This is a genomic window from Allochromatium palmeri, assembly GCF_009720725.1.
Lineage (GTDB): Bacteria > Pseudomonadota > Gammaproteobacteria > Chromatiales > Chromatiaceae > Thermochromatium > Thermochromatium palmeri.
Genome location: NZ_WNKT01000016.1, coordinates 50,586 through 75,267 on the forward strand (window position 1 = coordinate 50,586; position 24,682 = coordinate 75,267).

25 protein-coding genes are annotated in these 24,682 nt (G+C 62.2%); 9 read left to right on the plus strand and 16 right to left on the minus strand.

Features of this window, described 5'->3' with window-relative positions:
- Positions 1–96: 96 nt before the first annotated feature.
- The 8 genes from GJ668_RS09280 to GJ668_RS09315 form a co-directional block, all read right to left on the minus strand.
- Entirely contained in the window at positions 97–459 is a 363-nt protein-coding gene (locus tag GJ668_RS09280; protein ID WP_155449876.1) for a gamma-butyrobetaine hydroxylase family protein, read from the minus strand.
- Between the two features lie 51 nt (positions 460–510).
- Entirely contained in the window at positions 511–1,839 is a 1,329-nt protein-coding gene (gene hslU / locus GJ668_RS09285) for an ATP-dependent protease ATPase subunit HslU (RefSeq protein WP_155449877.1), read from the minus strand.
- 49 nt (positions 1,840–1,888) lie between these two features.
- Entirely contained in the window at positions 1,889–2,440 is a 552-nt protein-coding gene (gene hslV / locus GJ668_RS09290; RefSeq protein WP_155449903.1) for an ATP-dependent protease subunit HslV, read from the minus strand.
- Positions 2,441–2,527: 87 nt separating this feature from the next.
- Entirely contained in the window at positions 2,528–2,947 is a 420-nt protein-coding gene (locus GJ668_RS09295) for a DUF2384 domain-containing protein (RefSeq protein WP_155449878.1), read from the minus strand.
- 84 nt (positions 2,948–3,031) lie between these two features.
- Positions 3,032–5,335 (minus strand): RelA/SpoT family protein, encoded by a 2,304-nt coding sequence (locus GJ668_RS09300; protein ID WP_155449879.1) that lies wholly within the window; start codon positions 5,333–5,335, stop codon positions 3,032–3,034.
- Positions 5,322–5,630 (minus strand): DNA-directed RNA polymerase subunit omega, encoded by a 309-nt coding sequence (gene rpoZ, locus GJ668_RS09305; RefSeq protein WP_155449880.1) that lies wholly within the window; start codon positions 5,628–5,630, stop codon positions 5,322–5,324. Before rpoZ ends, GJ668_RS09300 begins: the two co-directional genes overlap by 14 nt.
- A 9-nt stretch (positions 5,631–5,639) precedes the next feature.
- The gene (gmk, locus tag GJ668_RS09310) at positions 5,640–6,281 is read right to left on the minus strand and encodes a guanylate kinase (RefSeq protein WP_155449881.1); all 642 of its coding nucleotides are present in this window, start codon (positions 6,279–6,281) and stop codon (positions 5,640–5,642) included.
- Positions 6,278–7,144, minus strand: a complete 867-nt coding sequence (locus tag GJ668_RS09315; RefSeq protein ID WP_155449882.1) for a YicC/YloC family endoribonuclease — start codon at positions 7,142–7,144, stop codon at positions 6,278–6,280. The genes gmk and GJ668_RS09315 overlap by 4 nt, the downstream gene beginning before the upstream one ends.
- Positions 7,145–7,304: 160 nt before the next feature.
- On the opposite strand from GJ668_RS09315, the gene GJ668_RS09320 reads away from it, so the two are divergent.
- Both GJ668_RS09320 and ppc read left to right on the plus strand, forming a co-directional pair.
- On the plus strand, positions 7,305–8,219 hold the full coding sequence (locus tag GJ668_RS09320) for a serine/threonine protein kinase (RefSeq protein ID WP_155449883.1): 915 nt from the start codon (positions 7,305–7,307) through the stop codon (positions 8,217–8,219).
- A 126-nt stretch (positions 8,220–8,345) separates the two neighbouring features.
- A complete protein-coding gene (gene ppc / locus GJ668_RS09325; RefSeq protein WP_155449884.1) occupies positions 8,346–11,138 on the plus strand; it encodes a phosphoenolpyruvate carboxylase in 2,793 nt (930 codons plus the stop codon).
- Here the strand turns inward: ppc and GJ668_RS09330 are convergent.
- From GJ668_RS09330 to GJ668_RS09340, 3 genes are all read right to left on the minus strand, one after another.
- The gene (locus GJ668_RS09330) at positions 11,101–11,331 is read right to left on the minus strand and encodes a PIN domain-containing protein (RefSeq protein ID WP_155449885.1); all 231 of its coding nucleotides are present in this window, start codon (positions 11,329–11,331) and stop codon (positions 11,101–11,103) included. The genes ppc and GJ668_RS09330 overlap by 38 nt on opposite strands.
- Positions 11,312–11,551, minus strand: a complete 240-nt coding sequence (locus tag GJ668_RS09335) for a hypothetical protein (RefSeq protein WP_155449886.1) — start codon at positions 11,549–11,551, stop codon at positions 11,312–11,314. The genes GJ668_RS09330 and GJ668_RS09335 overlap by 20 nt, the downstream gene beginning before the upstream one ends.
- A gap of 121 nt (positions 11,552–11,672) precedes the next feature.
- A complete protein-coding gene (locus tag GJ668_RS09340; RefSeq protein WP_155449887.1) occupies positions 11,673–12,098 on the minus strand; it encodes a hypothetical protein in 426 nt (141 codons plus the stop codon).
- A gap of 164 nt (positions 12,099–12,262) precedes the next feature.
- Between GJ668_RS09340 and GJ668_RS09345 the strand changes: the two genes are divergently transcribed.
- From GJ668_RS09345 to GJ668_RS09355, 3 genes are all read left to right on the plus strand, one after another.
- A complete protein-coding gene (locus GJ668_RS09345) occupies positions 12,263–12,709 on the plus strand; it encodes a hypothetical protein (RefSeq protein WP_155449888.1) in 447 nt (148 codons plus the stop codon).
- Positions 12,710–12,813: 104 nt separating this feature from the next.
- Positions 12,814–13,623, plus strand: coding sequence for a DUF2092 domain-containing protein (locus GJ668_RS09350; RefSeq protein ID WP_155449889.1), 810 nt, complete (start codon positions 12,814–12,816; stop codon positions 13,621–13,623).
- A gap of 15 nt (positions 13,624–13,638) precedes the next feature.
- Complete coding sequence (locus GJ668_RS09355) at positions 13,639–14,223, plus strand: hypothetical protein (RefSeq protein ID WP_155449890.1); 585 nt, start codon at positions 13,639–13,641, stop codon at positions 14,221–14,223.
- Between the two features lie 38 nt (positions 14,224–14,261).
- Here the strand turns inward: GJ668_RS09355 and GJ668_RS09360 are convergent, their stop codons facing one another.
- Positions 14,262–15,407, minus strand: coding sequence for a glycosyltransferase (locus GJ668_RS09360; RefSeq protein WP_246194758.1), 1,146 nt, complete (start codon positions 15,405–15,407; stop codon positions 14,262–14,264).
- A gap of 145 nt (positions 15,408–15,552) precedes the next feature.
- On the opposite strand from GJ668_RS09360, the gene GJ668_RS09365 reads away from it, so the two are divergent.
- Positions 15,553–16,911, plus strand: a complete 1,359-nt coding sequence (locus tag GJ668_RS09365; protein ID WP_155449891.1) for an O-antigen ligase family protein — start codon at positions 15,553–15,555, stop codon at positions 16,909–16,911.
- Here the strand turns inward: GJ668_RS09365 and GJ668_RS09370 are convergent.
- On the minus strand, positions 16,875–17,990 hold the full coding sequence (locus GJ668_RS09370; protein ID WP_155449892.1) for a glycosyltransferase: 1,116 nt from the start codon (positions 17,988–17,990) through the stop codon (positions 16,875–16,877). The two genes, GJ668_RS09365 and GJ668_RS09370, sit on opposite strands and share 37 nt — an antisense overlap.
- 119 nt (positions 17,991–18,109) lie before the next feature.
- Here GJ668_RS09370 and recC point away from each other — a divergent pair, with 119 nt between their 5' ends.
- The 3 genes from recC to GJ668_RS09385 all read left to right on the plus strand — a co-directional run bounded on the left by recC (position 18,110) and on the right by GJ668_RS09385 (position 22,383).
- The gene (recC, locus tag GJ668_RS09375; RefSeq protein WP_155449893.1) at positions 18,110–21,715 is read left to right on the plus strand and encodes an exodeoxyribonuclease V subunit gamma; all 3,606 of its coding nucleotides are present in this window, start codon (positions 18,110–18,112) and stop codon (positions 21,713–21,715) included.
- A 120-nt stretch (positions 21,716–21,835) separates the two neighbouring features.
- Entirely contained in the window at positions 21,836–22,060 is a 225-nt protein-coding gene (locus GJ668_RS09380; protein ID WP_155449905.1) for an antitoxin MazE family protein, read from the plus strand.
- On the plus strand, positions 22,060–22,383 hold the full coding sequence (locus GJ668_RS09385; RefSeq protein ID WP_155449894.1) for a type II toxin-antitoxin system PemK/MazF family toxin: 324 nt from the start codon (positions 22,060–22,062) through the stop codon (positions 22,381–22,383). Before GJ668_RS09380 ends, GJ668_RS09385 begins: the two co-directional genes overlap by 1 nt.
- A 166-nt stretch (positions 22,384–22,549) precedes the next feature.
- Here GJ668_RS09385 and GJ668_RS09390 read toward each other — a convergent pair whose 3' ends face one another.
- From GJ668_RS09390 to GJ668_RS09400, 3 genes are read right to left on the minus strand one after another with little or no spacing between them, the layout of a single operon-like run.
- Entirely contained in the window at positions 22,550–23,161 is a 612-nt protein-coding gene (locus GJ668_RS09390; protein WP_155449895.1) for a hypothetical protein, read from the minus strand.
- A 7-nt stretch (positions 23,162–23,168) separates the two neighbouring features.
- On the minus strand, positions 23,169–23,513 hold the full coding sequence (locus GJ668_RS09395) for a hypothetical protein (RefSeq protein ID WP_155449896.1): 345 nt from the start codon (positions 23,511–23,513) through the stop codon (positions 23,169–23,171).
- Positions 23,506–24,255: a TIGR04255 family protein gene (locus tag GJ668_RS09400; RefSeq protein WP_155449897.1), complete on the minus strand. Its 750-nt coding sequence runs from the start codon at positions 24,253–24,255 to the stop codon at positions 23,506–23,508. The genes GJ668_RS09395 and GJ668_RS09400 overlap by 8 nt, the downstream gene beginning before the upstream one ends.
- Positions 24,256–24,682: the final 427 nt, after the last annotated feature.

Sequence of the window (24,682 nt, forward strand, 5' to 3'; positions counted from 1 at the left end):
CTCTATCCCGGTAGCGAATTGGGGTTCATGGGCACGGACACGCGCGCCCACGGCGATGGGCGTCTATATTAAACCGGTCCGGCGGGATGTGGGCGATTAAGACTGGAGCGTCTTGCGCGTGTGGCCGGCCTGCTTAAGTTCGTCGAGATAGGTGTTCCAGAGGCTGTCGTACTCGGTACCGAGACGATAGAGATAGTCCCAGGAATAGAGACCGGTGTTGTGCTCGTCGTCGAAGTGCAGACAGACGGCATAGTTGCCGACCGGCTCGATCTTGTCGATGCCGACGTCCTCCTTGCCGACCTGGAGCACGCGCTCGCCCGGACTGTGGCCCTGGACCTCAGCCGAGGGCGAATACACGCGCAGATATTCGCAGGGCAGTGTGAAACGGGTGCCATCCTCGTAGGCGATTTCGAGCACACGGGATTGGCGGTGCAGATTCAGCTCGGTGGGTACTGGCATGGGTAGTTTTAAGTTTTAAGGTTTAGGTTTTAAGTGGCTCGAGTGCGTTTTTCAGAGGATGTAACGCGACAGATCCTCGTCGGCAGCCAGATCGGCCATGTTCTGGTCGACATAGTCGGCCGTGATGGTGACGGTCACGCGGTCGAGTTCGGAGGCGTTGTAGGAGACATCCTCCAGCAGCCGCTCCAGGACCGTGTGCAGACGTCGTGCGCCGATGTTCTCGGTCTTCTCGTTGACCTGCCAGGCGATCTCGGCGATGCGGCGGATGCCGTCTTCGGTGAACTCCAGGTTCACGCCCTCAGTCCCCAGCAAAGCCCGGTACTGATCGGTGAGCGAGGCATCCGGCTCGGTGAGGATGCGCACGAAATCATCCGTGCTCAGGGCCTTGAGTTCGACCCGAATCGGCAACCGGCCCTGAAGCTCGGGGATCAGGTCCGAGGGTTTCGACAGATGGAAGGCGCCCGAGGCGATGAACAGGATATGGTCGGTGCGCACCGCGCCATGTTTGGTCGAGACGGTACTGCCCTCCACCAGTGGCAGCAAATCGCGCTGTACGCCTTCGCGCGAGACATCAGCCCCGGTCGTGCCCTCGCGTTTGGCGACCTTATCGATCTCGTCGATAAACACGATGCCGTTCTGCTCGACATTCTCCAGGGCGTGCAGTTTCATCTCTTCGTCGTTGACGCGCTTGGCCGCTTCCTCGTCCTTCAGCAGCTTGCGCGCGTCGCGGATACGCAGCTTGCGCCGCTTGGTGCGGCTCTGACCGAGATTCTGGAACAGCCCCTGGAGCTGGTTCGACATCTCTTCCATGCCGGGCGGGGCCATGATTTCCACGCCAAGCGGTGAGGCTGAGACCTGGATCTCGATCTCGCGATCCTCCATGTCACCGGCGCGCAGTTTGGTGCGCAGTTTTTCGCGCGTGGCGGAGCTGACCGTCGAGCGGCTGTCTTCCTCAAAGTCCGAGGGCGGCGGCAGGAGCGCATCGAGAATACGCTCCTCGGCGGCAGCCTCGGCCAGATCGGAGAGCTTGGCCATTTCCTGCTCGCGCGCCATCTTCACGCCGATGTCGGCCAGATCGCGAATGATCGAATCGACCTCGCGACCGACATAGCCGACCTCGGTGAACTTGGTCGCCTCGACCTTGATGAAGGGCGCGTTGGCGAGCCGGGCCAGACGGCGCGCAATCTCGGTCTTGCCCACACCGGTCGGGCCGATCATGAGGATGTTCTTGGGCGTGATCTCCGAGCGCAGCGGCTCTTCGATCTGGGCGCGGCGCCAGCGGTTGCGCAGGGCAATGGCTACGGCGCGCTTGGCGTCGTTTTGGCCGATGATGTGTTTGTCGAGTTCGGCGACGATGCGTTGGGGGGTGATTTCAGACATGGATTTTAGGCGTCGAATAGGCCGGCTTGAGGGCGATGAGCACAGGGGCTCATTCGCGATCCTTGGTGTCCAACTCCTCGATGACGAGGTTGTGGTTGGTGTAGACACAGATGTCGGCGGCGATGTGCAGACTCTGTTCGACGATCTCGCGCGCCGAGAGTTCGGTGTGCGCGAACAGCGCGCGTGCCGCCGACAGCGCAAAGGAGCCGCCCGAGCCGATGGCCATGATGTCCTGTTCCGGCTCGATGACGTCGCCCGTACCGGAGAGAATCAGCGAGGTAGTGGCATCGGCGATGCACAGCAGGGCTTCGAGCCGACGCAGCATGCGGTCGGTGCGCCAGTCCTTGGCCATCTCGACCGCCGAGCGGGTCAGATGGCCCTGATGCTTTTCGAGCTTGCCCTCGAAGCGTTCGAAGAGCGTGAAGGCATCGGCTGTGGCCCCGGCGAATCCGGCCAGCACCTGGCCCTTGTAGAGCCGTCGGACTTTGCGCGCATTGCCCTTCATGACGGTCGGGCCGAGCGAGACCTGCCCGTCGCCGCCGATCACCACCTGGCCGTTGCGTCGCACCGAGAGAATTGTCGTACCGCGAAAATTTTCCATTGAACCTGAACGGCGTTCGCTGTCTGTCTGCTGGATTTCGATGACGGACATCTTAATCGAAAACGCCCAAACCCCGAAGAATCCTGTCTAGCTGGCCCGCTGGTAGTCAGCCCGCGAGCCGGTCAGATCCCAGGCGAAGGTGCAGTCCAGATGCGACAGCACCGAGATCAGTCCGCTCTCGCCGTCCTCGACCATGACCGCCACAGGGGCACGCCGTCCGAACTGCTTGTTGGCGCGCCGCACCCAGAGCTTGCGCATCTCGGGATTGCGCGGAAAGTAGGTGTGGAGTGCTTCCTCGATCCGGGCCAGATAGGCGACACGCCGGTTGACCGCCGGATCGTCAGGAAAAGCATCCTGATCGCGGAAGCGGCCGATATGGCGCGCCTTGATCGTCTCCGGCAGTTGCAGCAGCCCGCTGATGTCGCGCGCCGCCAGCCCCCAGTCTTCCAGGAGTTGCATGGTGCGCCGGGTCAGCAGCAGACGTTCGTCGAGTGTGAGATCGGTCATGGACAGCCTCTCGATCCTGATGTGTTTACGGGAGTCGATGCGACTCAACCGCTGAAATGGCGTCGATATGACCGAGTTCCAAGCTCAGGATCGCGTGATGCGCGTGATGCGATCGACCAGCGGAATGAGCCGCACCCGGCGCATGATGCGCGCGAGATGATCGCGGCTCTTGACCAGAATGCGGAATTCCAGGTCGGTCATCATGCCATCCTTCTCGATCGTCTGAACATTTTCGATGTTGGAGCCGAGTTCGGCGATCGCCCCGGCGATCACAGCCAGCACGCCGCGCCGATTACCGACCTCGACCCGGATCTCGGTTGCGAACTCAACCTCCAGCTCCTTGGACCACTCGACATCGAGCCACTTGTCGCGCTTGCTCTCCAGCCCGCTGAGGTTACGGCACTCGGCGCGATGAACCACGATGCCGCGTCCCGGACTGAAGATCGCCGTGATGTCGTCGCCGGGGATCGGGCGGCAGCAGCGCGCAAAGCTGACCACCATGCCCTCGGTGCCGCGAATGGCGAGCCGATGCGGATGCTGCTCCTGATCCGTGCGTTCATCGGATGCGACTTCCTCGCCCTCGACCCCGGCCAGACGCCGCGCAATCAGCGGCGCGAGCCGGTTGCCCAGACCGATTTCGCCGAGCAAATCTTCGACCGCGCTCAGCCCCGCCTCGTCGAGATAGGCCGCCAGCCGCAGAGGTTCAAGCGTCTCGACCTCAGCACCCAGCGGCGCGAGTTCAGCGTTCAGCAACCGTCGGCCGAGCGACTGGGCTTCGAGTTGCTTGAAGTTCTTGAGATGGCCCCGGATGTTGACGCGCGCCTTGGCCGTGGTCACGAAGTTCAGCCAGCTGGCATTGGGCCGTGCGCCGGGGGCGGTGATGATCTCGACGGTCTGACCATTGCGAAGCTGTGTGCTCAGCGCCGCCATGCGCCGGTCGATGCGCGCGGCCACACAGTTATTGCCCACGTCCGAATGGATGGCATAGGCGAAGTCGACCACGGTCGCGCCGCGCTGGAGTGAGAGGATGCGCCCCTTGGGCGTGAAGACATAGACCTCGCCGGGGAATAGATCGACCTTGACGTGCTCAAGAAACTCCACCGAGTTACCGGCGTCGCGCTGCATCTCCAGCAGGTTCTGCAGCCAGTCGGCGGCCAGCGCGGCGGGATTGGCGGTGGCGGATTGGATGCCGCTCTTGTACATCCAGTGTGCGGCGATGCCCGACTCGGCCAGACGCTGCATGTCCTCGGTGCGGATCTGAATCTCGATCTGGATGCCCTGCGGGCCGATCAGGGCAGTGTGGAGCGATTGATAGCCGTTGGCCTTGGGGATGGCGATATAGTCCTTGAACCGCCCTGGGACCGGCTTATAGAGATTGTGGACCAGTCCCAGAACCCGATAGCAGGTATCAACCCGGTCGACCGTGACCCGAAAGGCGAAGACATCGGCCAGCTCGGAGAAGCCGCGCGATTTGTCGCGCATCTTGCGATAGATGCCATAGAGATGTTTCTGGCGTCCCTCGACCCGGCCCTCGATGCCCTCCTGATCCAGGACATGCTTGAGAGCGGTCTCGACCAGACCGATCATCTCGACCCGCGCTCCGTTGCCGCGTTTCTGGAGGGCGCACTGGATGATGCGCCGTCGCCACGGCCAATAATGGGCAAAGCCCAGTTCTTCCAGCTCGATGCGGACCGAATTGATCCCCAGGCGATTCGCGATGGGGGCAAAGATATCGAGCGTCTCGCGTGAGATGCGCCGGCAGGCCTCCGGACTCATCGCATCGAGCGTGCGCATGTTGTGCAGCCGGTCGGCGAGCTTGATCAGAATGACGCGGATGTCGCGCGTCATCGCCAGCAGCATCTTTTGCAGGCTCGCCGCCTGCGCCTCGGCGCGCGACTTGAAGTCGAGCTTCGTCAGCTTGCTGACCCCGTCGACCAGCTCGGCGACCTCAGCGCTGAAGGCCGCCGCGACCTGATCCTTGTCGATCGGGGTGTCTTCGATGACATCGTGCAGCAGCGCGGCGATCAGGCATTGATAGTCCATGCGCATCTCGGCCAGGATGCGCGTAACCGCCAGCGGGTGATAGATGTAGGGCTCGCCGGACTTGCGTTGCTGACCCTCGTGCGCCTCGGCGCCGAACAGATAGGCTTGATAGCACGCGCTGATCTGCTCGGGCGGGAGATAGCTCTCCAGATAGACACAGAGATCGCTGATCAAATAGCGTGTCTCGGTCTCCGGCGTGACCGGTTCCACCTGGTCGTCGGTTTGAACCGGCGCTTGGGGGATGCGTGCGTGGAGGCTTGGGACGGGCGCGTTGGAACCGGCCGTGTCCGTTGCGGGGCGGACAGCCGGTCTCTCGGCGATCGGTGGCTCGTCAGTCCTGGACATCCTTGGGGGGTTCCGCGTCGACGGCCTCGGCGTTGGCGGCGAACTCCACAGCCAGCGCCTGTTCCAGAGCCGCCGCCGTGTCGTCCATCTCGCGCTGAGCCTCCTGGATCATGGCGTTGCTGATCTTGCCGGCGGCGATCTCGCGCAGGGCCAGGACCGTTGGCTTGTCGTTTTCCACCGCTAGCAGCGACTCGACGCCATTGGCCAGTTGGCGCGCGCGCTTGGTTGCGAGCAGCACCAGATCGAAACGGTTGTCGACGTGTTCGAGGCAATCCTCGACCGTGATTCTTGCCATGATATTCTCCTAATGAATGGATTCGATGGAATCGAGCAGCGCCGCCAGACGGGGGCGCTGATGGGCCAGCCGCTGGCGCTCGGCGGTCACGATCGCCGCCAGCGCCGCGAGCGCGGTCTCGAAGCAATCGTTGACGACCAGATACGCATATTCGGCGAAATGGGCCAGCTCGTCGTGGGCCTGGGTCATGCGCCGCGCGATTACGGCATCGCTGTCGGTGCCGCGTCCACGCAGACGGCGTTCGAGTTCCGCGATACTCGGCGGCAGCACGAAGAGTCCGATCGATTCGGGAAAACGCTCGCGCACCTGGCGCGCGCCCTGCCAGTCGATCTCCAGGATCACGTCCTGGCCGGCATCGAGACACTGGCGTACATCGGCCGCGCGCGTGCCATAGCGATTGCCGAAGACCTCGGCGTGTTCCAGGAAAGCGCCTTCAGCGATCTCGCGCTCGAAGCGTGCGCGATCGAGAAAATGATAGTGGACACCATCCTGCTCGCCGGTGCGTGCCGGGCGCGTGGTGCAGGAGACCGAGAGCACCAGTTCCGGATCACGCTCCACCAGCGCCTTGACGAGACTGGTCTTGCCCGCGCCGGAGGGCGCTGAGACGATGAACAGCAGGCCCGTCGGCTTGGGTCGGGATAGGTCGCTCATTCGAGATTCTGCACCTGCTCGCGCATCTGTTCGATCAAGACCTTCATCTCGACCGCCTCGCGCGTGACGGCAATATCGGCTGACTTGGAGCCGAGCGTATTGGCTTCGCGGTTGAGTTCCTGCATCAAAAAATCGAGCCGGCGTCCGACCGGCTCATCGCGGGTCAGGACATCGAGCACTTCCTCGATATGGGCGCCAAGCCGGTCGAGTTCCTCATCGACGTCGAGCCGCGCGGCCACCAGCGCGATCTCCTGCTCCAGCCGGGTCGGATCGAGTTCGGCGCGCAGTTCGACGAGCCGGTCGGCAAGCCGCTGCCGCACACCGGCCAGCACCTCGGGCAGACGCTCGCGCACCCGTGCAGCACTCTCGCGCAGACGCTCGCAGCGCTCACGCAGCAGTTGTGCCAGTCGCGCACCCTCGCGCTCGCGGGTCTCCAGGAGCGAATCGATGGTCTGTTCGAGCAGCGCGAGTGCTTCGGTACCGAGCCGGTCCAGATCGGTGCCGGTTTCCTGCACCACGCCCGGCCAGCGCAACAGATCGAACGGGGTCGGTTCCTGGGGCCGCCCGGTCAGCGCACCGAGTTCGCGTCCGGCAGACAGCAGTTGCTCGACGAAGGGCCGGTTGATCCGAATCGCATTCGGCACGCCTACGCAGGGTGCATAGCGCAGGCTACAATCGATCTTGCCGCGCTGAAGACGCGCCGCCAGACGGCTCCTGACCTGGGTGTCGAGTCCGCGCAACTCCTCGGGCAGCCGGATGTGCGGCTCCAGAAACCTGTGATTAACTGTGCGTAATTCCCAGGTCAATTCACCAACATCGCCCGTCCGCGACTCGCGGGCGAAGGCCGTCATACTCTTGATCATCAGTTTGGGGCGTCTCTTCGAGGGGGAGTCTATCTTGGGCCGGTGAGTTGAAAGCAGGATGAACCGCTGCCGACCACGCCAGACAGGGTTTATCATAAATCAAGAGCGCCGTATACCGCTCGTCCCGTCAACGTCCGCGTGGAGATCCATTGCCCCGATCATGGCCGCCGCCCGAGAGACGCTTCCGCCCAACACCCTGCTGGGCTCCTACCGGATCATCAAGCCGATTGCCAAGGGCGGCTTCAGCCTCATTTATCTGGCCATCGATGATGATAGCAGCGAGGAAGTGGTCATCAAGGAGTACATGCCCAAGAAGATCGCGCGCCGCGACCGTGATCGGCGCGTGGTGCCGAGCGGCATCGAGCATGCCGAAAGCCTGCATCATGGACGCAAGCTGTTCTTCCAGGAGGTCAAGGCGCTGGCCTCGTTGAAACACCCCAACATCGTGCGCGTGCTCGCCTTTCTGCTGGCCAACGAGACCGGCTACATGGTGATGCCCAACGAGCGCGGACGCAATCTGGGCGCCTATCTGCATGAGCGCAAGGGCGGACTGAGCACCTCGTTCCTCCTGGAGGTCTTCATCCCGGTGCTGGATGCGCTGGCGCTGCTGCATCGGCGCTCGATGCTCCATCTCGATGTGAAGCCCGGCAATATCCATCTGCGTCACGGCAACATGCCGCTCTTGCTCGACCTTGGCGCCGTCCATCCGCTCAATCGTGGCCGCTCGCGCGGCGGGCAGGTCATCACCGCCGGCTATTCGCCGGTCGAACAATACTTTCGCGCCGGCGAGGTCGGACCCTGGACCGATGTCTATGCCGTCGGCGCCAGCATCCGCACCTGCATGGACGGTCGCACGCCCCAACCGGCTCCGGAGCGCCAGAAAGAGGACACGCTGATCCCGGCCGTCGAGGCGCTCAAGGACCGTTATCCTGATTTTCTGTTGAAGGCGGTCGACTGGTCGATGTCGATGGACCCGGCCCAGCGGCCCCAGGACGCCGAGGAGCTGCTGTTCGCGCTGCTGCCGCATCTCGACGACCCGCATCTGGCGCGGATGCGCAAAGAAGCGGCGGAGTGAATCCCAGGCGGCCAGCGTCAGGCCCACAGGGCTTGGATCTGGTCTTTTGGCGGCCGGGACCGGCTCAGGGTAGTATCCACGGCATTCTGGCTCACCCTCCGTCACTGCCAACGAACTGGATTTCTGATGAACGAATACCCCCAAACCCAGACGCTGGAGCGCGACATCCAGCTCTATACCGCCCTGCTGGGCGAGGTTCTGCGCGAACACAGCCGCAAGCGTGTGCTGGTGGTCGTGGAGCGTTTACGCGACGGCTTCATGCAGTTGCGCGAACAGGAAGATCCCGAGCTGCGCGAAAAGCTGATGAAGCGCATCCAGGGCCTCGACCCGCAGACGCTCGCTGAGGTTATCCGCGCGTTCACCATCTATTTCGGTCTGGTGAACGTCGCCGAGGAGCTGAATGCGCATCTGGCGCGCATGGACGTGATCGCCGCCGGCCAGCGGCTGTGGATCGGCTCGTTCGACGACACGGTGCGTCAGTTCAAGGAAGACGGCATCAGCCCCGAGCACTTCCAGAGCCTGCTGGAACACCTGGTCTATCTGCCGGTCTTCACCGCCCACCCGACGGAGGCGCGCCGGCGCACCATCTCCGAGACCTTCAGACGCATCTTTCTCGCCGGTCAGGATCTGCACCGGCGCAAACTCAACGAAGAGGAACTGGAGGACAAGCTCCAGGAGATCCTGACGCAGATTCAGATCCTGTGGAAGACTGACGAGGTGCGCGTCCACAAGCCACAGGTGACCGACGAGATCCGGCGCGGTCTGCATTTCTTCCGCGAATCGCTGTTCGAGGCCGTGCCCAAGGTCTATGGCTTTCTGGAGAAGGCGGTGTGGCGTAACTATGGCGCCAACTGCGGTGTCCAGGTGCCGAGTTTCATCCGCTTCGGCTCCTGGATCGGCGGCGATCGCGACGGCAATCCATTCGTCAAGCCCGAGACCACCGAGCTGGCGGTGCGCATGCATGCCGAAGTGATCCTGGACGCCTATCTGGAACGTCTCCAGAATCTCAGCCGCATGCTCAGTCATTCGAGCGCGCTCTGTCAGCCTTCCCCTGCCTTCCTCGACAGTCTCGACGCCGACGAAGAATACTGGATTGGGGTCATGGGCCAGCGTCAACGCCGCTTTCTCTACGAACCCTATCGGCGCAAGCTGGCCATGATGGGGCATCGGCTCCAGGCCAATCTCGATCGCATTCGTCGACGCATGGATGGACTCAACGACGCGGGACTGCCGGATGGCTATACCGGCGCGGCGGAGTTTCTGGCCGATCTGACGCTGATCCGCGACTCGCTCATCCATCACGGTGACGCTAGCGCGGCGGCCGGTCCCTTGCAGGATCTGATCCGGCTGGCCGAGACCTTCGGCTTTCATCTGGTCCATCTCGACATCCGTCAGGAATCGACCCGCCACACCCAGGCCGTGACCGAGCTCTTCGCCCGTCAGCCCGGTGCGCCCTTCTATCAGGCGTTCAACGAAGAACAGCGTCTGATGGCGCTCGCCGAGGCCATCGCCCATCCGCATCCCTTCGTCATCGATAAGGCCACGCTCACGCCCGAGACGCGCGAGACGCTGGAGACCTTCGAGGTCATCGCCCGCATGCGCGCCGAGGTCGGTGAGCGGGTTTTCGGCCAGTACGTCATCTCGATGACCCATGCGGCCAGTCATGTGATGGAGGTGATGCTGCTGGCGCGGCTGGCCGGACTGGTCGGCGTGAACAATCAGGGCTGGTTCTGCACGCTCCAGGTCTCGCCACTGTTCGAGACCATCGAGGATTTGAGCCATATCGATCAGGTGATGAGCACCTTGTTCGATAACCCGACCTATCTGGCCTTGCTGCGAGCCTCAGGCAATCAGCAGGAAGTGATGCTCGGCTATTCGGATTCGTGCAAGGACGGCGGCATCCTCTCATCGAGCTGGAATCTGTTCGAGGCGCAGAAGAAGGTCATCGCGCTGGCCGATGATCGGGGCGTGGCCTGTCGGCTCTTTCACGGGCGCGGCGGTACGGTCGGACGCGGCGGCGGTCCCACCCACGAGGCGATCCTCGCCCAGCCGGTCGACACCGTGCATGGTCAGATCAAGTTCACCGAGCAGGGCGAGGTACTGTCCTACCGCTATGCCAATCCCGAAACGGCGCGCTATGAGTTGACCATGGGCATCAGCGGGCTGATCAAGGCCAGCCGCTGTCTGATCGAGCCGCCCGAGCCGGAACGCAACGATTATCTGGCGATCATGGACGCGCTGGCACGCCACGGTGAGGCGGCCTATCGCGCGCTGGTGCGCGATACCGAGGGCTTCCTCGATTATTTCTACGAATGCACACCGCTCGACGGCATCGCACTGCTCAACATCGGCTCGCGCCCGGCGCATCGCAAGAAGGCCGACCGCTCGCTGTCGTCGATCCGCGCCATTCCCTGGGTGTTCGGCTGGGGGCAGGCGCGCGTGACCCTGCCGGCCTGGTTCAGCATCGGTCAGGCCATCGAGCGCTATCGCGGCAATGACGTCGAACGACTGGCCAAGCTCCAGAAGATGTATCAGGAGTGGCCCTATTTCCGTGCCCTGCTCTCCAATACGCAGATGTCGCTGTTCAAGGCCGAGATGCACATCGCGCGCGAATATCTGCGGCTGGCCGAGGACCGCGAGCGCGCGGCCCGGATCCTGGGACTGATTGAGGAGGAGTATCAGCGCACCCTGACCCAGGTGCTCAATGTCGCCGGGTTGCTCAGTCTGATGGAAGAGACGCCGGACCTGCGTCACTCGCTGGCGCGGCGCAATCTCTATCTGGACCCGTTGAACCATATCCAGGTGGCGCTGCTGGAGCGCTATCGCTCGGAGGAAGACGAGGCACGGCGCGAGGAATGGCTCGACCCGCTGTTGCGCTCGATCAATGCGCTGGCGGCGGGGATGCGGAATACGGGGTGACGAGCTGCCTTTTCGGGCCTCGCCCTCGAAGCCGACGACGGTGCGGCTTGCGCAGTGTTTCCAGGCGCAGATACGCGCTGGCGATGAATCGCCGGTGCTTGTCCCCGAGCAACTTCAGGGCTTCGCCAGACGCTGGATGATCACCACGAAAGGCGGCGATCAGGGCGTTGGCATCAACGTAGGTCTTGATCATCGCCCGCTTCGGTACGCCCCTGCCGCACTTCGTCCAAAATAGCGTCGACCGGAGTCAACGGCATGCCTCCGGCGATCGCGCGCTGACGAATCGCCAGTAACTTGAGTCCAAGCTCGCTCAGATCGGACTCATCTGCAGCGATTTCGATCGGTGGCGTGTTTGGCTCCAATCCCGGAGATGGCGGTTCGTGCGCTGCCAACGTGGAGAGCGTCTCGGGCAACACAGTGATCGCCACCCGCGCGCGCCACGCCGGGCAGGGATTCCAACAGGCGCACTTGGCCGTTTTCATAAATACCTTCGACCGTGGTCAACATTCAGTTTCTCCCTACAGGATCTCGACCTTAAGGCTCCAGATACACCGAAGCCGTGTCGAATGCCGCTTCCGGTGTTCCCTCCCAGCCCCCATCCGGGAAGAAGCAGGGTTCGTATTTATTCTGGCTGTAGGTGTAGAAGGCCATCGACCAGGAGTCCTCCCGGCCAAAATAGCGCAACCGACACAGGTGAGTGGGGGTTGCGCGCAGACGAGCGATGTAATGCTCGCGCGACTCCCCGAGATGGGAGGGGTCGAAGTCAGGCGCAACATACGGCTCGGTGTAGGCATCGATATAGCAGAACTGACCGCGAAAACGGACATCGATGCGATTGAAGCGCCCAGCATAGTGCTTGTCTGCGTGGTCGAGGATGCGCTGCCGGATCCTCGGCTGGATCGCGGGCGGAATCTTCTGGCCACCGGACTGTGGATCATAGGCCCAAACCTTATTGCTCATGCACAAACTCCCGATTCTGATGGTTGCATGCCGTTGCTCCGAGTATGTCCTATCGAGTCGTGCAGAGTATAGACACGCTGTCGCGCCAGTCGCGCCGACCGGCTGATCGTCGAGTCCAACACGCGTAAACTGGCCGCTCATCATCCTTCTGCTTGGAGTCACTCATGCGCCCGATCTCAGGTTCGTTTCGCCTCCTGTCACTGCTGTCCGTGCCGGTCGCGGCGCTGTCGGTCGGCTGCTCCAACCCTGGCGAGGACGTCAGACTCACGCTCTGCCGCGACATGGTACGGGTGACGCTCGGCAGCGAGCCGAACTGGCGCGACCAGAGCATCGAGCCGCGCCGCCAGTCCGAGGCCGAAGCCCGCTTGAGTTGGACGGGCACCGACGGCAAGACCGGACAGGCGAGCTGCTACTATCCCTACAATGCCGTCGAGAACGACATGTTCACGGCCGCGGATCCACTGGCGGCCTACTCGACCTCGCCAACGCGCTTCGTGCTCGATGGACGCTCCATCAGTAATCCTGAACTGGCGCGTGTAATCGGCCAGGCCATGCGTCAACAGGGCCGGGAGTTCCTCGATCGTGCCCGCGCGACCCTGGAAGGACGATAGCCGGAGCGCGGCCTGCGCAGGCCTGTATCGCCATATCCGGCTGATCCATGCTTCAATACATCACTCAAGCGGTTTGAGTCGACATCATCACGGGACTACACGACATGAAGCCTGCATTCTGGATGTCCGCCATGCTGGCGGGCGGGTTGTCCTTGACGGGGTGTGCCACCTTACACACCGACTCATCGGACACGACGAGCACCCAGCTCGACGCGCCATCCACGGTCGCGCCCGACCCCACGACGATCCTCAAGGAGATGGCGGCCTATCTGCGTTCGCTCGAACGGTTCAGTGTGCGGGTGGAGAAGGTCACCGAATACATCCTGCCGAGCGATCAGTCGCTGCACAACGACCAGACCATCGAGATTGCCCTGAGTCGGCCCAACCACCTGCGGGTCGACTTCAAGGCACTCGGCGGCGGACGACAGCTCTTCTATGACGGCGAAAACTTCGCCATCTTCACGCCGCACGAGGGCGTCTATGCCACGGCTTCAGCACCCTCGACCATCGATGAGACGCTGGAGATCCTCTACAACGAATATCAGATCGAGCTGCCCGTCGCCGATCTGCTGGCCACGGATCCAGCCAGCCGGCTGGTGCAGGATCTGAAGTCGCGCACCTATGTCGGGCGCATCCTGGTCGATGGCGTGCCCTGTCATCATCTGGCCTTCCGCACGCCCGACCTGGACTGGGAGATCTGGATCGAGGCCGGTCCCAAACCACTGCCGCGCCGTCTGCTGCTGACCGATCGCGGTGTCGAGGGCGCACCGACCCTGATGGCTAATCTGACCGACTGGGACGTCTCGCCGTCGTTCGCGCGTGGCTTCTTTGAGTTCAAGCCACCGGCGAACGCGCAGCGCATCTCCTTTATGAATCAGATGTCTGCAACGCTCACACCCACGACCAATCGCTAAGCGGAGGGCTGCATCGTGCGTCACTCAGTCTGGAGTTTTTGGAAGCGGGCGGGACTCGCCGCCCTGGTGCTGGGGCCAACGCTGGCGTTCATCGCGGTCGACGCTGAGGCCCGGCGTGGTGGAGGCGGGCCGGGTGTCCGGGCGCCGCGCGGCAACATCGGTGGCGGTCATGCCATGCGCCCGCCGGGCGGTGGAGGTGGGATGCGTCCGGCCAGACCCGCCGGTGGACGGAGCGGAGCGCGTCCACCCCAGCCGGGTGGAGGCGGCGGTCTGGCGGGTCGACCACCCGCCGGTGGTTCCGGAGGCCCGCGCCCTCCAGCAGGGCGTCCGCCCCTGGCTGGACCTCCGCCCGGTGGACCACGCCCACCACCTCCACGCCCCCGTCCGCCCATCGATCCCTACTGGGGCGCGCCGCTTGGTGCCGCTGCCTTCGCAGCCGGGACGGCGCTGGCCATCGGCGCCATCGTCTACAGCCTGCCGCCGAACTGTCGCACAGTCGTCGTCTATGGCGAGAGCTACCGGCAGTGCGGCAGTGACTACTATATGCCGCGTTACGAGGGGTCAAGCGTCGTCTACGAGCTTGTACCGTCGCCGTATTGAGCGCGCTCAGCACTCAAAGGCGATAAGGAAGCCTGGGTTCATCGAATGAGACCGAAGGCATGCAGATAGCCCCGCGCGCTGACATCCAGCCGATAGTCGTTCGCCGCCTCGCGCAAGATCTCGGGCGCCAGTGGCTGACGCAAGGTGTCTTCCATGGCCATGGCCAGTGCGTCGACGTCGCCGACCGGCACCAGTGAACCATAGCGACCGCCCTGGAGGATCTCGCGCGGCCCGCTGCGACAGTCGGTCGCGACCACGGGCACACCCAGCGCCAGTGACTCGGTCAGCACATTGGGCGAACCCTCCCACAGCGAGGACAACACGAACAGCCCGGCGCGCGCCAGAAAGCGATACGGATTGGGATCGAAGCCATGCAGCTCGACCGACTCACCCACACCCAGCTCGCCGGCCAGCCGCTGGAGCCGCTCGCGCTGGCGTCCCTGGCCGAGGATGAGCAGCCGGCAGGGCCGATGTTGATGCACCCGGGCGAAAGCGCGGATGAGGGTCGCGAAATCCTTCTGGAGTCGCAGACCGCCGGCACCCATGATCACCGGCGGCTGATCGGGCGCGAACCAGGGATGATCGAGCGGCGCGCGCGCGCTCTGCTCCAGCTCCGGCGTGATGTTGGGATTGCGCACGACGCGGATGTCAGCGAGCGGCAGCCCGGTGATCGCGGCCACATCCTCGGCGACACCCTGTGAGACGGCAATGACACCATCGGCGCGCTGGTAGAGTTGGCTTAAGCGTCGTGTTTCCCACCAGCGCTTGAGTGAATTTTGGCCGCGCGCGTTCCAGCGCTCGGACTGGGTGGTGCCTGGACGCAGAAAGTAGCGGGTATCACCTGGGCAGGACGCCTTGACGTCGAGCGCGACACGATCGTCATTGTTCTTGGCCGTCAGCACGATCCACGGACGCTGGCGCTCGACATAGTCGCGCAGAAAACGCTGGCGCGCGCGCCGGTTACTGTCGGTCAGATGATGCCGCCGCACGCTTGCCGGCAGCGTATCCAGATAGGGCGCGTCGGGTGGGCCGACCACGAAATCGACCGCGAAACCCTGTTCAGCGATGCCGTGGGCGATGTTGGTCATCATGCGCTCCACGCCGCCATCGCCGAAGCTCGGCAGGAACAGACAGATGGGACGCGACTGTGCGGAGTCGGCAGTGGAGCTGGAATCGGATGACAAGGCGGATCTCCATCCAGGCGGCGCGTGGGCCGCGTCGAGTGGGCCTGGGGGGGCTGACGACGTGTCGTCCACAAACCAGGCGAAGCACACTATTATAATGGCTCAAAGGCCCTCCTCGTCCGCCATCCACCCGAGAATCCGCCGTATGTCCTCGACGCTCGACCGCTCTGTTTCGCTCGCGACCTCTGACGGCGTGGGGCGTCTCGGTCTGTTCGGACTCTATCTGTTCGCCATCTTCGCCTGGCTCGGGACGACGCCTGCCACGCTCGGCCTGGGGCTGCTGACCCTGGCCTTTGTGCTGCATCGCCCGGACTGGCGTTCGCTGGGCCGCGATCCGGTCGTGCGGCTGAGTCTGGTTGTGATCGGTTTTCTGATCGCTCACAGTCTCATCCTGGCCATCCTGGCTCCCAGTGCGGAACGGGCGACGACCATCCTCGGCAGCGGCCTGGACTGGCTCAAGCTGATGCTCTTCATTCCACTCGCCTACTGGTGCGCCGGACGACCTGAGCGGGTGCGACGGTTACTGTTGCTCGCCGCGCTGGGCTTCAGCCTCGCGGTCCTGCGCAAGATCGACTGGGCGAGCTTCGGGCCGGAGTTCTTCTCGACCCGCTTCGAATCCTACCTGCCGGCGATCGCCTTCGGCATGTTCAGCGGGCTGGGTGCACTCGGACTCATCGTCTTGCGTCAGGCGTTCTGGGGGCGCTTCGCGGCGGGCTGGCCGCGCCACCTGGGCGTGATCCTATGGACGCTCTGGCTGCTGTTCATGCTCGAAGGGCTGTTGCTGTCGCAGTCGCGTGGTTCCTGGCTCGCATTTCTCGGCGCGCTGGCGCTGTTGGTCGTCCTCGAATGGCGCGAGCATGCACGCTCGATTGATGGTCCCTTGCTCGCGCGGCGACGTCGCTACTGGCTGGCCGCCTTCGTCATCGCACCTGTGCTGCTCGGCGGGCTGCTGGCGCAGACGGAGACCGTTCGCCAGCGCTTCAGTGAACACACGGACACCTTGATCGACATCGCGCGCGGCGAGACGGCGGCCGTGGAGTCCGACCCGGTCGGGCTGCGCTTCAAGGCGCTGCTGTTCGCGCGCGACACCTGGAGTGAACGGCCCTGGTTCGGTTGGGGCGCCGGTACCAGTCGCGAACTGATCGCGAGCAGCGGACGTCGCGAGGCGCTGTTTGATTACGACCACTGGCTGCCGCATCTGCACAACACCTATGCCGAGATCCTGGTCCAGTTCGGCGGCGTCGGTTTGATCCTGCTTGTGGCGCTGGTCTGGGCGCTTGCGCGCGCTGGTTTCGCCGCCCGTCGCACCGGACATCTGCCCGCCGATCTCGGGCGCTTCTATCTGGTGGCGCTCGTCTTCGTGCTGATCTGGTGCCTGTTCAACTATCGCGTCGTGCGCACCGACTGGATGTTCTTCTGGATTCTCGTTGCCGGTACGCTGTATGGCTTCCAGACGCCGCCGACGCCTCATGCCCAGGCCGGCAACCCCATGGCGTCGAGATAGGCGCTGGTCGCGGCCTCGATCTCGAAGCGGCGGGCCGCCTGCTGAAGCAGAGCGCGCGGCAGCGGGTCATCGAGCGTGGCGCTCATGGCCACAGCCAGCGCCGCCTCGTCGCCGACCGGCACCAGGGGGCCATAGCGCCCATCGTCCAGGATCTCGCGTGGACCGCTCGGGCAGTCGGTCGAGACCACAGGCGTGCCGACCGCCAGCGCCTCGACCGGCACGAAGGGCAGTCCCTCCCAGCGCGATGAGAAGGTAAAGAGCGCGGCATGGGCCATATAGGCATAGGGCTGGGGCACGAAACCCGGCAGCGCGACGTCCTCTCCAACCCCCAGGCTCGCCGCCAGCGCCAGCAAACGCTCGCGATGACGCCCTTCGCCGAGGATCATGAGCCGCGCCGGACGCCGGGCGCGCAGACGGGCGAAGGCGCGAATCAGGGTCGCGAAGTCCTTGCGTCCGCAGAGTTCGCCGACACTCAGGATCAGCGGTGGCTGTCCGGGCGCGAACCAGGGATGATCCGGCACCGGCAGCGGCTCATCGAACAGACGCGCCGGCACCACAGGTGAAGGTACGGCCTGGATGCGCGCACGTTCCAGTCCGGTATAGGCCGCCATGTCGTCGGCCGCGCCGAGACTCGGTACCAGCACGCGATCAGCGAAGCGATAGAGCCACCCCATTGATCGGCGCTGGACCCAACGATCGAGCCCGCCGCGCGAGGCCAGATCGACCGAGATGGTGATTCCGGAGCGCAGGATCAGTCGCGTCGGCGTGCCAGCCAGTGCACGCGCGGCTAGGGCCAGCCGATTGACGCGGTCCTTGTCCGAGAGCATGACCACCGGTCGTTCGCGGCGCAGATAGCGCACCACGGCCGGCAGCGCCAGCAGCGTATGCGCCGTCCCGAGATCGACGATGCACGGCGCCGGATCACAGCGTTCGAGATACGGCCCGTGCGCGCGCACCTTGAGCAGATCGACCCGATAGCCGCGACCGACGAGCGCCGGCAGCAGATGGCGCGCCAGCCGGTCGACGCCGCTGTGACCGGACGTGGAGAGAAAACAGGCGATACGGGGGGGCTGTGACATGGCGGCGATCTTAAACGCCCCGGTCGTGGATTGAGAAGCACCGTTTCGGTTGACAGTCCGCGCCGGTCGGGGTCAATCTCGCCGCGTTCCATCACGGACTGACTGGAGAGATCGACCCCATGCACCTCGAAGACCCTCATCCACCGACCGACTGGCCGACTGGTTTCATGCTGATCCAGGGCAACCGGCTCGAAGAGCTGCGCGCGCTCCTGGTCGCCTGGATGCAGCGTCACCCGCTCGCGCCACTGGAAAACGAGACGATCCTGGTGCAGAGCAACGGCATCGCGCAATGGCTGAAGCTGGCCCTGGCCGCCACGCCGGCACGCAATGAGCACGACGCCATCACCGGCGGTCAGGGCATCGCCGCCGCGCTGGACGTGATGCTGCCGGCACGCTTCATCTGGCGCCTCTATCGCGCCGTGCTCGGCGATCTGCCCGAAACCTCGCCCTTCGACAAGGCGCCCCTGACCTGGCGGCTGTATCGCCTGCTTGAACGGCTCACCGGCGAGGTGCCGCTTCAGGCGAGTGACACCCAGTTCGAGGCACTGGCCCCACTGCGCGGCTTTCTCGCCGTCGATGGTGCGGACGCCGCCCCGCGTCGACGCTATCAGCTTGCCGAACGGCTGGCGGATCTGCTCGATCAGTATCAGGTCTATCGCGCCAATTGGCTGGAAGCCTGGAGCGAGAACCGTGACATTCTGATCCGCTCGAACGGCAAACAGCAGCCGGTCCCCGAGGGCCAGGCCTGGCAGCCGGTGCTGTGGCGCGCGCTTCAGGCCGATGTCAATGCCGAGTTCGGTCCGGACGATCCGGCGCTGCGTCATGCCAGTCGTGCCAAGGTCCATCAGATTTTTCTGGAGCGTGTGCGTGGCGCTGGTGCGGATCAGACCCGGATGCCGGTCGCGGCGTTGCAAGCGGCCGAGCTGCCGCGTCGGGTCATCGTGTTCGGCATCTCCTCGCTGCCGCGCCAGATGCTGGAGGTGCTGGAGGCCATCGCGCCGGTTTCGCAGGTGATTCTGTTCGTGCTCAATCCGAGCCGGCATTATTGGGGCGACCTCATCGAAGGCCGCGATCTGTTCCGCCGTCCCTATCGGCGCCATGCGGCGCGCAAGGTGCCGGAGGATCTCGACGAACGCGACTTTCATCTGCATGGCCATCCGCTGCTGGCAGCCTGGGGCAAGCAGGGGCGCGATTACATCCGTCTGCTCGATGAGCACGACGAGCGGCGGCGCTACGAAGCGCATTTCCAGGGGCTGGTGCCGGGGGTCGAAGGCATCGATCTATTCGCCTCACCCGGCACCGACTGCCTGCTGCACCAGTTGCAGGACGACATTCTGGAGCTGCGTCCGCTCAAGGAACGCCAGGACAAAAAGACCGCCATCAATCCCGAGCGCGACCGCAGTCTGGAGTTCATCGTCGCCCACAGTCCGCAGCGCGAAATCGAGATCCTGCACGATCGTCTGCTCGACGAGTTCGAGCGCTCGGCGCACAGCACGCATCCGCTCCAGCCGCGCGAGGTGCTGGTGATGGTGCCCGACATCGCCGTCCATGCTCCGCACATCCAGGCCGTTTTCGGGCGCTTCGACCCGGACGACCGGCGCTACATCCCATTCCAGGTCACGGATCAGGGCCAGCGGCACCGCAATCCGCTGGTCATCGGACTGGAACATCTGCTGAATCTGCCGCGCGCGCGTTTCGCCGTCAGCGAACTGCTCGATCTGCTCGACATCCCGGCGTTGCGGACGCGGCTCGACCTTGATGAGTCCGATCTGCCGCAACTGCGGTCGTGGATCGCCGGGGCCAATGTGCGCTGGGGACTGGATGCGGCGCAGCGCGCCAGTCTCGGACTGCCGGAGGGGCTGGAGCAGAACACCTGGCACTTTGGACTGCGCCGGTTGCTGCTGGGATTTGCCAGCGGCGGGGCCGGGCCGTGGCGCGACATCGAACCGCACGACGAGATCGGCGGGCTGGAAGCGGCACGGCTGGGTCCGCTGGCGTGTCTGCTCGAACGGCTGGAGGACTACTGGCAGCGTCTGACCGAACCGCGCCCGCCGGCCGGCTGGGTCGCGCTGGTCGGTGAACTGCTGGACGACTTCTTCGCCGAATCGAGCGAGTCCGATGGGGTCACACTCGCGCGCATCCTGCTCGAACTCGATGCCTGGGCGGACGACTGTGTCCAGGGCGGTCTGGGCGCAGAGCCCATTGCGCTCGACATCTTCCGCGAAGCGTTCCTGGCGCGGCTCGATCAGCCGAGTCTGACCCAGCGCTTTCTGGCGGGTGCGGTCAACTTCGCGACCCTCATGCCGATGCGCGCCATTCCCTTCCGTCAGATCTGGCTGTTGGGCATGAACGATGGCGACTATCCGCGCCGGCGCGTGCCGGCGGACTTCGATCTGATGGCCGGGGACTATCGACCGGGGGATCGCTCGCGGCGCGAGGATGACCGCTATCTGTTCCTGGAGGCACTGCTGTCGGCGCGCGAGAAGCTGGTCGTCGGCTGGGTCGGGCGCGGCATCCGCGACAACAGCGAGCGTCCGCCCTCGGTGCTGGTCGGGCAGTTGCGCGATCATCTGGCGGCCGGCTGGCGTCGGCCCGATGGCGACGGCGCCGGGCTGCTCGCCGCGCTGACCAGCGTGCATCCGCTCCAGCCGTTCGGGCGCGGCTATTTCGAACCGGGGCGGGCGAAGACGCTCTTCACCTATGCGCGTGAGTGGCGGGCGGTGCACGATGGCGCCGGAGCGACGGAGGTCAGCGCCGAGCGGCTCGCGCCCTGGTTGCCCGAGACGCCGGTCGATCTCGATCAACTCCAGGGCTTTCTGCGCGATCCGATCATGGCGTTGTTCGATCAGCGCTTGCGGATCAAGGCGCCGGGCGAGGTCGTCGCACCGCCCGATGTGGAGACCTTCGCGCTCGACGGTCTCGGGGACTGGCAGATCAAGGACGAACTGATCAGCCGGACCTTCGAGCCGGGGCTGGACAGGCCGGCGTTGGAGCAGCGTTTGCAGGCGGGTATTGCGCGCTTCCAGGCTCAGGGACGGCTGCCGGATGGGAGTCTGGGCGAGCGTCTGGGGCAAACGGTCATCGCCTATCTGCCGGTGCTCCATACCGCTTGGGACGCGGCTCTGAGCGAATGGCCCCGGAGGCTCGATCGTCCGATTCCGGTCATGGTGGAGGTCAATGTACCGGCCGGTCGGCTGGTGCTGGAAGATGTGTTGAGCGATCTGCGCGAGGGCGACGATGGGCGTGGTCAGATCATTCTGCAAACCAGCGGGCTGACCAAGGACAAGCATTATCAGTGGCGCAATACACTGCGCGCCTGGGTGCGGCATCTGGCGGCTCAGCTCGATGGCGAGCCGGTCACGACACGCCTGCTGACGCCTTCAGGCGATGCGCGTCTGGAACCTGTGCCCGTCGATGAGGCCCGCGAGCGGCTCGAATCGCTGCTCGTCGTCTGGTGGGAGGGGATGCAGCGACCGCTGCCGGTTGCGCTCAACGCCGGCATGGCCTGGCTCGACAAGGACGGCCCCGAGACCCTGGAGGATGGCACGGTGCCCGAGGAACTCAAGGCCTGGAACGCGGCCCTTCAAGCCTTCGACCTGGATCACACATACAACGCCTATGTCGGTCGCTGTTACGACAGCTTCGAGGCGCTCTGGTCCGGGGGCGAGTTTGCGCGCTGGGCGCATCGGCTCTATGGCGGTCTACGCAAGACGATCAGCCGTTAGCGGAGCCAGCGGTGTTTGCCTCCGGCGGCGCGCAGATAAACGCTCGCTCGAATTGCGCAGTGTTACATGAAACAATTTTTGTGGTATGTTTCGTTTCATGTAACAAATGGAGGGATTCGTATGGCCACCACTCATGTTAATGCAAGAGTTCAAAAGCACCGTGATGCGCTGCGCAAGTCCGGGCTTCGTTTGGTGCAGATTTGGGTGCCCGATACGCGACGACCGGACTTTGCCGAAGAATGCCGCCGCCAGTCTCGCCTTGTCTCTCAAGCGGACATGGCCGACACGGACATGCCGCCGTTCCTGGATGACGTCTTGTCCGACCTGGATGGTTGGACTGATTGATGCGCGGCGACTTAGTGACCGTCGCCATGCAAGGCGACTTCGGCAAGCCTCGACCTGCTCTTGTGATCCAGGCCGATCAGTTGAATGAGCACGCGACTGTGACTGTGTTGCCGCTGACCAGCGCGCTCGTTGCCGCACCGCTGTTGCGCATCACCATTGAGCCCAGCACGGAAAATGGTTTGCAAAAGCCATCGCAGGTGATGTTGGACAAGGCTGTAACGGTGAAGCGCGACAAGATCGGTGCGGCCTTTGGGCGCATTGATGCCAATGTGATGGTGGAGGTTGAGCGTTGCCTGTCCGTGTTCTTGGGAATCGCAAAGTGAGCAAGTCTTCGTTGGCTTCTGGATGGACGAACCTTGCACCGTCCGGTGGAGCTGGGGCCAACGACGTACTGGTACAAACGCTCAAAGACTGGCGCGACAAACGCCCCCGAACTCTTCAAAAAACGTGTCTACAATCTCAGGGGACTTGACACCCACCCTTACCCGATTAGGTTGATTGCTGCTCATAATCCCGAAATACGTTTTCATGAAATCTGCAAAAATGTATTGATAACTTAAACAGAAATAAGTAAAACCCAGCTTGGCTAAGAGTAAATTGTTTTTCCCTATCAGTTTTTTTGCAAAAACGCTGCGCAGGTAACGAATGCAAATCATCCAGAAGAGCAATATGATCCGATTCTAAGCATCCGCCCTTAGGGAGATAGAACAAAGAAGTGACTTGTTGTTTCTTAATTGAGCCAACTTTAGATGCGACTTTGTTTGGATCAATTCCGCTTTGAGCAAGAAAACCTTCATAAAGGGAAAGCGGAATAATTGGTGCGAATACGATAAGAGCCGGAACGTCCCTGGTATTTTCTAGGCTAATATCGCAACTGTTACTCAGGATGATCCCTTTTATAGATTTTTGCTCCGCAGTGTCTACATTGATTATATCAAGGCTGTTCCAACCGTCTCCTTGTAGCAATTCATCCGGGCATTTCGTTGTATAATAATTAATCTTCTCAGGAAAATCCTTGAGTGCTTTGATAAGCCCTTCCTTGGCTTCCTGAGTCAGATAATATGGAATATGCTCTTTGATGTTTTCTACCGTGATACCCATAAAAAACTTAGCTCTGATACAAATCCCAGAGGTTTTCAAATAAAACCCGCTCAAAATCATGGCCTAGGGGCTCTTGATTTGAAGATAATTCTTCAAAAAAGCTAGTGACAACAGTCTCAAATGATGTTTCTAAAGATGGTGGGTAATATCCAGTCAAAACATTCTTGCTGGGTTCGTGCGTTAAGGATGTCCCACGAGATACAAAGGCATAATTATTGCCTCCGGGAAAATGCGGTGCGCTTGAAGATGGCTCATGCTTGTCATCCTGTGGCAAGAAAGTGCTCGCCAAAATTCCAGCCATCACTACAGTTCCGAATGTCCGCGATGTTTGGTTAGTATGGTATTTATTCATATTCTGGCTCCAGTCGCATGAGGGTCTGTTCAGTAAGGCAATCGAAAAATGTTTCTTTGCTTATGCGGTGGATGTGCTCAAGCGCACTATCCAAATCCTGCTCAAGCTGTTCAACGGAAATGCCGCCAATGTCCTTTATGGTGTCTATATCAATTACAACGCCTTCTTGCTCGGGTTTGCCAGGAATAATGACTTTCGTTCCAGAAATAACCTGGATGATATTAATAAGCCCCTCAACGGGAACTTCCATCCGAACTTGGTATGACTCCTTAGTTAAATTATGGCTTCCAATTCTCAGAGATAAATTGGCCAAGTTGACTTGATCGACAGGGTCATTAGATGGAATAAGGTTGACATATTTAATCGAATAACGCATGGCCTTGTCAACTAATCCGCTTTTCTTTAAAATCCCAATTAATTTAATGATTTTTGGCTTGAAATCGCTCCATCCTTTGTATGGCAAATTGCAGGCAACAGCCACACTACGATCACCGACCAAAAAGCTATAATTCTGCAAGCTAATCCGGACAAGCGGAACATATTGGAGACTAGGATCGCTATTCCGTATCACTTCAGGGAGGTCGGAATGAGGAAGTCGCTCTAGCTGTTTTTCTCCTTCAAATTCCGAAAACAAAATTCCAGGCAGTATGTTTGACACAGGGGAATGTGCATTAAAGCGGCACTCAAACAGCGCGTCTAATAATGGTTCTTTGCGAAGTCGCTTTGGAAGTGTATTAGCCATTTCTATGCTAAGTAAATTATGTTAGCTGGATTTAAGCAGCTATAGAATAGCGTATTTAGATTTGTTCTTCCACCACGCTTAAATCCATAACAAATGCACCGTGTCGATGGGCATCCAAGCAGGGCGATCGCATCAATGATTGCTAATATACCTTGAAATCAATAAATTCAAAGCTTTAGCTTACGCTACGCACCAACTATCAGTCATTGCCAACAGCACCTGTTGCGCGCGTAATCGATTGATTTTTATGGCGCATTTTGGAAATTCAGTATAGGAAACGCTGATCAAATACCGTTTACTATTCGTTAACACTGAAAGTGCCCTTTTTCACAAACATTTTGTTTTCAGTGGCTACGTCATGAGTGTTTCGCGCTCCATTCAATGGCCCGTGCGGCCCATTTCGGCCACATGTAGGTCGTCATATCAC